The sequence below is a fragment of the Pseudomonas machongensis genome, from assembly GCF_034961125.1.
GTDB classification, from domain to species: domain Bacteria; phylum Pseudomonadota; class Gammaproteobacteria; order Pseudomonadales; family Pseudomonadaceae; genus Aquipseudomonas; species Aquipseudomonas machongensis.
Window position 1 is genome coordinate 1 of the sequence record NZ_JAYFUI010000048.1, and the last position, 3980, is coordinate 3980.

Annotated in this window: 4 protein-coding genes and 1 pseudogene; 2 read left to right on the plus strand and 3 right to left on the minus strand. The window is 62.1% G+C overall.

Going from position 1 to position 3980, the window contains the following annotated elements; translation table 11 throughout:
- Positions 1-171: pseudogene (locus VA602_RS03325) on the plus strand (IS110 family transposase); the annotation flags it as partial.
- A gap of 264 nt (positions 172-435) precedes the next feature.
- The gene (gene ppk2 / locus VA602_RS03330) at positions 436-1419 is read left to right on the plus strand and encodes a polyphosphate kinase 2 (RefSeq protein ID WP_323452461.1); all 984 of its coding nucleotides are present in this window, start codon (positions 436-438) and stop codon (positions 1417-1419) included.
- A 54-nt stretch (positions 1420-1473) separates the two neighbouring features.
- Here ppk2 and VA602_RS03335 read toward each other — a convergent pair whose 3' ends face one another.
- From VA602_RS03335 to VA602_RS03345, 3 genes are all read right to left on the minus strand, one after another.
- Positions 1474-1671, minus strand: coding sequence for a hypothetical protein (locus VA602_RS03335; RefSeq protein WP_054891701.1), 198 nt, complete (start codon positions 1669-1671; stop codon positions 1474-1476).
- A 184-nt stretch (positions 1672-1855) separates the two neighbouring features.
- On the minus strand, positions 1856-2962 hold the full coding sequence (gene aguA, locus VA602_RS03340) for an agmatine deiminase (RefSeq protein WP_054891700.1): 1107 nt from the start codon (positions 2960-2962) through the stop codon (positions 1856-1858).
- A gap of 239 nt (positions 2963-3201) precedes the next feature.
- Positions 3202-3980 (minus strand): aminotransferase class III-fold pyridoxal phosphate-dependent enzyme (locus tag VA602_RS03345; RefSeq protein ID WP_323452462.1); only part of this gene is annotated, 779 nt, incomplete at its 5' end.

Genomic DNA, 3980 nt, shown 5'->3' on the forward strand with positions numbered 1-3980 from the left:
CCCTCGCTCAAGGCGAAGTACCAAGCACTGCGTGAAAGGGGCAAGGCAGCCAAGGTCGCGCTTGTGGCCTGCATGAGAGTTTTCATCGTACGACTCAATGCGATGCTAAGAACGGGTACCCCCTGGCAGGATGTGGAGTTGCCTCAGTGCAAGAGCGCAACACCGGCGTAAATTCGAACGCCGTACGTGTGGGAGCGGGTTTACCCGCGAAAAAGACACCGCGCTGCCTGGCACGGGCTACGCCCGTGTTCGCGGGACAAGCCCGCTCCCACAGGGATTGGGCTGGTCTTTAGATTTTGAGCAAGACAGTTGCTCCCACAGGGTGTACTGCGGCGAAGGCCTTTCTCCACCGGCCAGCATTGACCAGCATCAAAAAGCCACCACCGCCACCGTCCTACACTGCTTCATGGACACCCGACTCCGCAAAGGACCTCCATGAGCGACGATTCCCCCCTCCCCGTTCCCAACCCCGTCGAAGCTGCTCCGGCTACGCCACTGCGTACACCGCGCCCTCGCAAGCGCAAACCGCAAGCGTCCATCACCCGGATCAGCCAGCAGCCTACCGCCCTGGAAGTCGCCACCGCCCCTAGAGGCAGTAACGAAGACAGCACCAGCGCGCGCCTGCCGGCCAGCTACCCCTACCGCACGCGCATGCGCCGCCAGGAGTACGAAAAGGCCAAGCACGCGCTGCAGATCGAGCTGCTGAAGGTGCAGAGCTGGGCGAAAGATACCGGCCAGCGCATCGTGGTGCTGTTCGAGGGGCGCGATGCAGCGGGCAAGGGCGGCACCATCAAGCGCTTCATGGAGCACCTGAATCCGCGAGGGGCTCGCATCGTAGCGCTGGAGAAGCCGTCCGAGCAGGAAAAGGGCCAGTGGTACTTCCAGCGCTACATCCAGCACCTGCCTACGGCGGGCGAAATGGTGTTCTTCGACCGCTCCTGGTACAACCGCGCCGGGGTCGAGCGGGTCATGGATTTCTGCTCGCCACTGCAGTACCTGGAGTTCATGCGCCAGGCACCTGACCTTGAGCGAATGCTGTGCAACAGCGGCATCCTGCTGTTCAAGTACTGGTTCTCGGTGAATCGCGAAGAACAGCTGCGCCGCTTCATCTCCCGGCGGGACGACCCACTCAAGCACTGGAAGCTGTCGCCAATCGACATCAAGTCGCTGGACAAGTGGGACGACTACACCGCCGCCAAGGAGGCGATGTTCTTTCATACCGACACCGCCGATGCGCCCTGGACGGTGATCAAGTCCGACGACAAGAAGCGCGCCCGGCTCAACTGCATCCGGCACTTCCTCCACTCGCTGGATTACCCCGGCAAGGATCACAGCGTCGCCCACGCGCCAGATCCACTGCTGGTGGGTCGTGCCGCTCGCGGGTTCGAGGAAGAGGACGCTACGGAGCTGGCCAGCTGAAACAAAAACGCCACCGTCGATACGGTGGCGTTTTCGTTATGCGATGCCTTGCCTTCAGTGCCAGACAGCAACCAGAGCCTCGAGCTCCGCTTCACTGAGCAGGCCTTGAGGGTAACGACCATCCAGAAGGCGGCGCGTATCGGTCTTCCTGACCCGGATGTTTCCATGGTGCTTCAACCATTGCGCCAGCACCTTGAGCGATTCGTGATTGATCGCCATTGGAGACAAAGCCGACTCACTTGTTGCATTCATTCGACACGTACTCCCTGGGGCCGTGAGCGGCTAAATTACTGTGAGATTGTTACAGAACAGCGTGGACCGCCGCCCCGAAACACCCCAGGGAAATGCAATACAAGAGCTGTGCCAGCGCGTGGATAAATCGTTTGCGCGAAGCAAAAGGGCCTGTCATTCGACAGGCCCTTTCAGTGTTCGGCGATCAGCGCTTGACCGGTGCCGGTTGCTGCTGGGTGAGGCAGTGGATGTTGCCGCCGCCCAGCAACAGCTCGCGACCCGGGATCATCACCACTTCATGGTCCGGGAAGACCTTGGCCAGAATCGCTCTAGCCTGGGCATCTGCCGGGTCGTCGAAGCTCGGCGCGATGATGCCGCCGTTGACGATCAGGAAGTTCACGTAGGAGCCGGCCAGGCGCACCGACGGGTCACGCTCCTGGCTGCCAGCGACCTGGTCAACGCCGGCGCATTCTTCCTCGGTGGCGAACAGCGGCCCGGGAATGGGCATCTTGTGCACCACGAACTCGCGTCCCTTGGCATCGCGGGTGTTTTTCAGCACCTCGTAGGCAGCGTGGCAGCGCGCATAGTTGGGGTCGTTGGAATCATCGGTCCAGGCCAGTAACACTTCGCCCGGGCTGACGTAACAGCAGAAGTTGTCGACGTGGCCGTCGGTTTCATCGTTGTACAGGCCTTCGGGCAGCCAGACGATGGTCTCGACTGCCAGATGTTCGCGCAGCACGTCTTCGATCTGCTCACGCGTGAGGTGCGGGTTGCGGTTGCGATTGAGCAGGCACTCTTCGGTGGTGATCAGGGTGCCTTCGCCGTCCACGTGGATCGAACCGCCCTCGAGCACGAAGCCTTCAGTGTGGTAGCGCTGGCAGCGCTCCATCTCCATGACCTTGGCGGCCAGTTCCTCGTCACGGTTCCAGGGCGCGTAGAGGCCGCCATCGAAACCGCCCCAGGCATTGAAGCCCCAGTCCACGCCACGCACTTCGCCATGATCGTTGATCACGAAGGTCGGGCCAGTGTCGCGGACCCAGGCGTCGTCGTTGCTGATCTCGACCACGCGAATATTGGGCAGGTCGAGCTGGCGGCGGGCATTTTCGTACTGGCCCGCAGATACCGCCACGGTGACCGGCTCGAAGCGGGCAATGGCCTTGGCCAGGGTGACGTGCGCCGCCTGCGCGGGCTTGCCGCCCAGACGCCAGTTGTCCGGGCGCTCCGGCCAGACCATCCATACCTGGGTTTGCGGGGCCCACTCGGCGGGCATGTGGAAACCGTCGGCGCGGGGAGTCGAGTTCAGGGTCTTCATGAGTAGCCTCTGGATGGCCCGGCAGGCTGGTGCCAGGGTTGATTGTGCGGGTGTCTGTCAGGGCCCCTTCGCGGGCAAGCCCGCTCCACAGCGGCAGCATCAGCTACCTGTGGGAGCGGGCTTGCTCGCGAAGGGCCAGCGAATACGACCAATCTAACCGATAGATATCGACTTTTAAAGCCTGAAATAAAATCAAAATAGATATTTCAAGAAATTTAATCGATATAAATCGATTTAGATCAACTCAGTTCCGCCAACACACGGTCCACGCAATCGACGAAGTAGTCCACGCTCTGCCGCGTGGTGCACATCGGCGGCTTGATCTTGAGGATGTTCAGGTAGTCTCCCGTGGGCTGCATGAAGATCCCCAGGTCGCGCAGGCGATCGCACAGGACCATGGTCTCCTCGGTGGCCGGTTCCAATGTCTGGCGGTCACGCACCAGTTCCAGCCCCAGGTAGAAGCCCGAGCCGTGGGCAGCACCAGCAAGCGGATGTTTATCGACCAACGCTTGCAAGCGCGCCTTGAAGTGGCGGCCAACATCGCGGGCGTTATCCCACAGCCCTTCGTCGCGCATCACATCCAGCACTGCCATGCCGATGCGGCAGCTCACCGGGCTGCCCCCGGCCGAGGAGAAGAAATAACCCTCGGCCTCGAGCGCTTCGGCAATGTCGCGCCGGGTGATCACCGCCCCCAGCGGCTGACCATTGCCCATGCCCTTGGCCATGGTGATGATGTCCGGCACCACGCCCTGCTCCTCGAAGCCCCAGAAGTACTCGCCCAGGCGGCCGTAGCCAACCTGCACTTCATCGGCGATGCACACGCCGCCGCGCGCCCGCACCTTTGCATAGGCCTCGCGCAGGTAGCCCAGGGGCAGCGAGATACCGCCGGCATTGCCGTACACAGGCTCGCAGATCATCCCTGCAAGCTGGCGGCCACGGGCATCCAGGTCGGCGAGCTTGGCGTCGACATCGCGCAGGTAATCACTGGCACTGTCAGCGCCGCGGTAACGGCCGCGGA

What these genes read in the sequence shown, in the direction of transcription:
- ppk2 (WP_323452461.1), top strand. Translation starts at nt 436, where the DNA reads ATGAGCGACGATTCCCCCCTCCCCGTTCCCAACCCCGTCGAAGCTGCT.
- VA602_RS03335 (WP_054891701.1), bottom strand. Translation starts at nt 1,671, where the DNA reads ATGAATGCAACAAGTGAGTCGGCTTTGTCTCCAATGGCGATCAATCAC.
- aguA (WP_054891700.1), bottom strand. Translation starts at nt 2,962, where the DNA reads ATGAAGACCCTGAACTCGACTCCCCGCGCCGACGGTTTCCACATGCCC.